Genomic DNA, 5,432 nt, shown 5'->3' on the forward strand with positions numbered 1-5,432 from the left:
CTGCAGGAAGTGATCGATCTTGCGCAGAGCAAATCCCGGGAGACCGGCCGCATCATCGGCATTTACCCGGAAACCAAGCACCCGAGCTACTTCAAGTCGATCAACCTGCCGCTCGAGAAGCGCCTGGTCGACACGCTGCATGCGAACGGTTACCGCGGGCGCAAGGCGCCGGTGTTCATCCAGTCGTTCGAAGTGGCCAACCTGAAGGAAATCCGCGCCATGACCGGGTTGCCGATCGTCCAGCTGCTGTCCGGTTCCGGCAAGCCCGAGGACTTCCGGTTATCCGGCGACAGCCGCACCTATGCCGACATCGCCACGCCCGCCGGGCTGCTGGAAGTCGCGACCTACGCCGATGGCATCGGCCCTTCGAAGGAAATGATCATTCCGCGTGACCGCGCCAACAACCTGGCCGCGCCGACCCCGCTGGTGCGGGATGCGCATGCCGCCAAGCTGCTGGTTCATCCCTATACCTTCCGGCCGGAAAACCCCTTCCTTCCCGCGAATCTGCGCAAGGGCGATCCGGCATCGCCATCGCAGCGCGGCGACATGGCGGCGGAAATCACCGCCTTCCTGGAAGCCGGCGTCGACGGATTCTTCACCGACGACCCGGCAATCGGCAGGTCGGCACTGGACGCCTTCCTGAAGAAATAGGCGCCGGCAGCGCTTTCCCGGACCGTTGCCATCCGCCACAGTGCCTGGCAACGGTTAAATTAATGCTTGCAGGAAACTCTGGCGGCACAGTATCGTTCTGTTGTCAGGGGGAAAATGCAATGAACTCCATACTCCGGAGTGCCGCACAGGGAAGCGGCGCCGCCATGCGGCATATCCTATCCGGCGTTGCGCTATGTGCCACGGTGATCGCGCAAGCCGAGGAAATCAAGATTTACCGTTCATACGATGCGTCGGGCAGGATACCGACCTATTCCGACCGGCCGCTCAACAGGACTTCGCAGGAATTTGCCCGCTTCGACGGCAACCGGCTCTGGCCGCGCGCCGGAACCGGGCCGGTTTCCCTGCCGCAGCTCACCGCCCGCCGCTCCGCGCTGGATCCGCTGGTGCTGCGCATCGCCGCCGCGCACGGTCTCCAGCCAGCGCTGCTCAAGGCGATCATCGAAGTCGAATCCGGATTCAACGCCCGTGCGCTGTCGCCCAAGGGGGCCGTCGGGCTGATGCAGGTCATGCCGGCCACCGCCGCGCGTTATGGCCACTTCGACCTGTATTCACCGGAACAGAATGTCGATGTCGGCGCACGTTACCTGCGCGACCTGTTAGGCATGTTCGGCGGCGATGTCCGGCTGGCGGTGGCGGCGTATAACGCCGGAGAAAACGCGGTGATCCGGCACGGGCGGAAAGTGCCGCCCTACTCGGAGACGATCAAGTACGTGCCGATGGTGCTGGAACGCTACAAGAAATTTCAGGGTCACGCGGGGTCCTGACGCCCGTCATTGCCGGCAACGCGGGCGCCATGCCCCCTCTTCTCAGGTCTTCGGCGACGGTCTTGTCTTCCTGCGAAGATGTATCGTATGCGCCAGCAGCGCCCATTCCCATTCCTCCTGGTAAAGCCCGACGCTCAGTTCCATGTATTGGTACACCGGGCCGCAGTCGCAGCATTCCGGGCAGTCCAGGTCGGGAATGTGGCGCGCCATCGCTTCGGCGAGCCGCTCCAGATCCTCAATCGTAATCTCGTGTTTATCCATATCTGCCCCTGGTCTATACGGCTGTTAGGCATTACGGATAAACATCGGTTCGCGGATCGAGCGTGATGCGACGCACTCAGGCCGCAACAAACGTTCCGTGCAGTCCAAGCGGCAATCCGTAAGGTAGCTGCATCCGGGCAACCGGACCGTCCGCGACATGCCGTGCATCGAATACCGACAGCGTCGTGCGCTCGCTCGGCCAGTGATAGGCGGTGCCCAGCATCCAGCCGGCGCCATCCCGGCCAGCCCCCGGCTTCGGCACATAGACATGCTCCTCCGCGATCCAGCCTGCGCCATAGACATACCGCTGGATTCGGCCCGAACGGACCGCTATCACCGAATCGAAGCCCTGGACTTCATCCGGCAGTGCGGCGCTGCGCTGCGCTGCATCATGAATGCCTGGTCGGTACCCATGCCGGTGTAGCGGGCATCGAAACGGGGAAACTCGACGTCGGCAAGATCCGTCGGCGCCTGGGTGGCCCGCCCGGTGCGCAGATCCAGCTCGACCTGTGTCCATCTGGTCGGTTGCGAGCCGGCATGCGCATTGGGCGAATCGAGTTGCAGCCGCTTCAGGGTCCCGAGGATGTCGGGCTGGCGCACATAGTCGATGCGCACGACGCCTTTCTGCTCCCAGGCATTCCCGAGATGAAACACACCGCCGCTCGACAATTCGAATCTGCGCACCGAAAAATCGGACTTGTCCACCAGCGCTGCGATCAGCGGCGCATCATCGCGCCAGCGAAAACGGTCAAGGAACGGACGGTCCGCCCGCTGGGGCGCGGCGGCAATCATCGGCATCAACAGGAAGACCAGGTAGCGTTCCGTGATCGCGAAATCATGAACCATGTCGGCCTGCGGCATTGCAAGCAGGGTTTGACGCTTCAATATTCCATCGGCCCCGATTTCGTAGACGATGAGCTTGCCGCTACCCGGCATGTAGCCGAAATTCCACACCGTGCCATCGGGCGCGATGCGCGGATGAGCGGAGAACGGCGCGCCGGCCGTATCGGGCGACCAGGCCTTGAATCCTTGCACATCCAGCGTGGCCGGATCGATCTTGAGGGCCGATCCTCCCTCCCACAACGCGTACAGTTCCTGCCCGCCTTTCATCGACAGCAGGTTGATGTTCGCGGCATTGAGCGGATCCGGGTTGCGGACCGGCCTGGCCTCAGGCACCACGCTGCCGAACGTCGGATACAGGAACCGTCCCGCGGCCTCTTCATCAACCAGCTTGGGTGTTTTGAGCATCACGCCACGATGACTCACCTTGCCATCTGCAAACCCGAAGCGTTGCACCATGCCGTCCCCGTCGAACCAATGATCATAGGCGGTCGGTCCCAGGCGCATGCGTGCCGGACCGTTGCGGAAGAACGTACCTTGCAGGCTTGCCGGCAGGCGCCCTTCGACACGCAGCCGCGCGGTCTCCAGTACCCCGTTGAAGGCTGTATTGAACGGACCGTCGTAGGGTTTGTAGGCGCTGCTCCAGGCGTTCCCGGGTGTCGCCGCATGAGCGGCGGGCAACAGCGAAGCCGCCATTCCGGCGCCGAAAGCCTGCATCAGGGCGCGGCGTTTGGCATTGATAAGGTCAGACATGGCGGCTTCCTTTTTGAAATAAGACGCGTATGGGGTGCCCGGAGCGACCTTGCAAGGTTTGCAGAGGCCGGCCACCGGACGGGTGGTACAGCAGTGTATGGATGATGGAAAGCCGTGTTCTTATTTCACGGAGATACTGATTTCCGCGCCGTTAGCCGGAAGCAAAAACGCGGCATCATTGAAAGCCGGCGGGCCGAATGTCGGGTTGCCCTTGCCGGAAAAACCGAGCGGCTCGCTCGGCACGCCGATGAGGTTCATGGTCAGCTTTTGATTGCCGTCCTTGTCATGGATAGCGGAAACCGCATACGTACCTTCCTGCAGTCCGGCAAAGTTGACGATGATGCGCCCTCCGGCATCGCGCCCGGATGCAGGAATGCGTTTTCCGAATCTGGCTTCCTTCAAAAAACCGGACGGCGAATCGAATACGCCGACCAGTACCTGGCCGCTGTCGTCCTTGATATTTTCGACGGTCACCGTCAGATCGGCGGCAAGTGCACTGCATGCGCCGGCCAATGCAAAGACCGTCGCGGCGAACCGGACTCCGGGCAACCCGGATGCTGGATTTGGCATGATTTCCTCCCTTGTTGATAACGTGGAACGAAGTCTACGCAGTGCGTCGATGCGGGAAAAATGGAATGCGACGGGAAGCAGGATTGCAGGTGCGAACTGCGCTTTGCGGGCACCAACGGCGCACACGACCCGCATCGACACCTGCAGGCGGCCAAGCGATGATCGATTTGATGGTGAATCGGGTAAAAAGCGGGTGCGGCGCGGCCGACGCCACAAAATGCAGCGGCCTGCCGGCAATCCGATGATCGCCGGCAGGCCGCATTTTCAGCGAGTCGTCACTCCTTGACTTAAGGAGCGCGCTCTCCTGACGTCATGCACAACTACTTCGCCGGCTCCGGCGGCGGCACGGCGAACAGGGATTCGTCGTTCTTTTCCGTCCCGTACGACGACCCGGCTCCCTCGTTGAACAGTTGCTCCATGACCTTCGGATCCGTAGGCAATGTCGCGCTCCCCTTATCGAGCAGGCCGGCGACCATCATCGGGAAGGACACCACCAGCGCCACCATGAACATCTGCAGGACCACCCAGGGCACGGCGCCCCAGTAGATGTCCGAGCTCTTGACTTCCTTCGGCGCCACGCCGCGCAGGTAAAACAGCGCGAATCCGAAAGGCGGATGCATGAAAGAGGTCTGCATGTTCACGCAGAGGGTAACGCCGAACCAGACCAGTGCCGCGACGGCTGCGGCTTCCGGCGTTCCCATGTAGGGCAGCATGACCGGGGTAAGGATTTTCTCGGCGACCGGCGCAAGGATAGGTACGACGATGAACGCGATTTCAAAGAAGTCGAGGAAGAACGCAAGGAAGAATACGAACAGGTTCACGACGATCATGAAGCCGATCCACCCGCCGGGCAGGCCGGTGAACAGATGCTCGACCCAGATGCCGCCATCCACCCCCAGGAACACCACGGTGAAGCAGGATGAACCAATGAGGATGTACACCACCATCGAGGTAAGCCGCATGGTCGACTGATAGCCCTGCACGATCAGATTGCGCAAGTCCCTGATATGGCTTGCACGTGCGGCAAGCCACACCAGCGCGATGTACACCGCGGCCAGCGACGCCTGCAGGAACGGTTTTGCCTTGTCGTCGATACCGACATGGGTGCTGTAGAAGAAGATTCCCAGTAGTACGGCGGCGCCCAGGCCAAGCATGCCCACGCGGAAGAACAGCCGGTCGCGCCTGGTGAATTCCTTGTTGCGGATGACTGCCAGTACCACCGCGCCGAGCGCGCCCATCGCGCCGCTTTCGGTCGGTGTCGCGATACCCAGCATCATGGTCCCCAGCACCATGAAGATCAGCACCGCGGACGGCACGATACCCTGCAGGCATTTGCGTACCAGCGGCCAGCCGTCGAGCGTGCGCGCTTCCTTCGGGATGCCGGGCATCCATTCCGGCTTCAGGCGCGACAGGATGAAGGTATAGAGAACGAACAGGCCGATCTGCACCAGCGACGGTCCCCATGCGCCCAGGTACATGCTGCCGACATCGGCGCTGGAGGTCGAGGTCTTCAGCTGGTCGGCGAGGACCACCAGCACCAGCGACGGCGGAACGAGCTGGGTGATCGTGCCC

At 62.1% G+C, this 5,432-nt stretch carries 5 protein-coding genes and 1 pseudogene; 2 read left to right on the top strand and 4 right to left on the bottom strand.

The features are described from left to right. Both V7080_RS23555 and V7080_RS23560 read left to right on the top strand, forming a co-directional pair. A partial coding sequence (locus V7080_RS23555) for a glycerophosphodiester phosphodiesterase family protein (RefSeq protein WP_334190815.1) occupies positions 1–651 on the top strand: 651 nt, incomplete at its 5' end. 119 nt (positions 652–770) lie between these two features. Next, positions 771–1,436: a lytic transglycosylase domain-containing protein gene (locus tag V7080_RS23560; protein WP_334190816.1), complete on the top strand. Its 666-nt coding sequence runs from the start codon at positions 771–773 to the stop codon at positions 1,434–1,436. A gap of 42 nt (positions 1,437–1,478) precedes the next feature. Here V7080_RS23560 and V7080_RS23565 read toward each other — a convergent pair whose 3' ends face one another. From V7080_RS23565 to V7080_RS23585, 4 genes and pseudogenes are all read right to left on the bottom strand, one after another. After that, the gene (locus V7080_RS23565) at positions 1,479–1,697 is read right to left on the bottom strand and encodes a hypothetical protein (protein WP_334190817.1); all 219 of its coding nucleotides are present in this window, start codon (positions 1,695–1,697) and stop codon (positions 1,479–1,481) included. Positions 1,698–1,773: 76 nt separating this feature from the next. Beyond that, positions 1,774–3,290 (bottom strand): annotated as a pseudogene (locus tag V7080_RS23575) (carotenoid oxygenase family protein). 120 nt (positions 3,291–3,410) lie between these two features. Further along, the gene (locus tag V7080_RS23580) at positions 3,411–3,860 is read right to left on the bottom strand and encodes a DUF2141 domain-containing protein (RefSeq protein WP_334190819.1); all 450 of its coding nucleotides are present in this window, start codon (positions 3,858–3,860) and stop codon (positions 3,411–3,413) included. 320 nt (positions 3,861–4,180) lie between these two features. Next, positions 4,181–5,432, bottom strand: a 1,252-nt coding sequence (locus V7080_RS23585) for a TRAP transporter large permease subunit (protein WP_334190820.1), incomplete at its 5' end; no start/stop codon positions are given.

This window comes from Noviherbaspirillum sp., assembly GCF_036846085.1.
Lineage (GTDB): Bacteria > Pseudomonadota > Gammaproteobacteria > Burkholderiales > Burkholderiaceae_D > Noviherbaspirillum.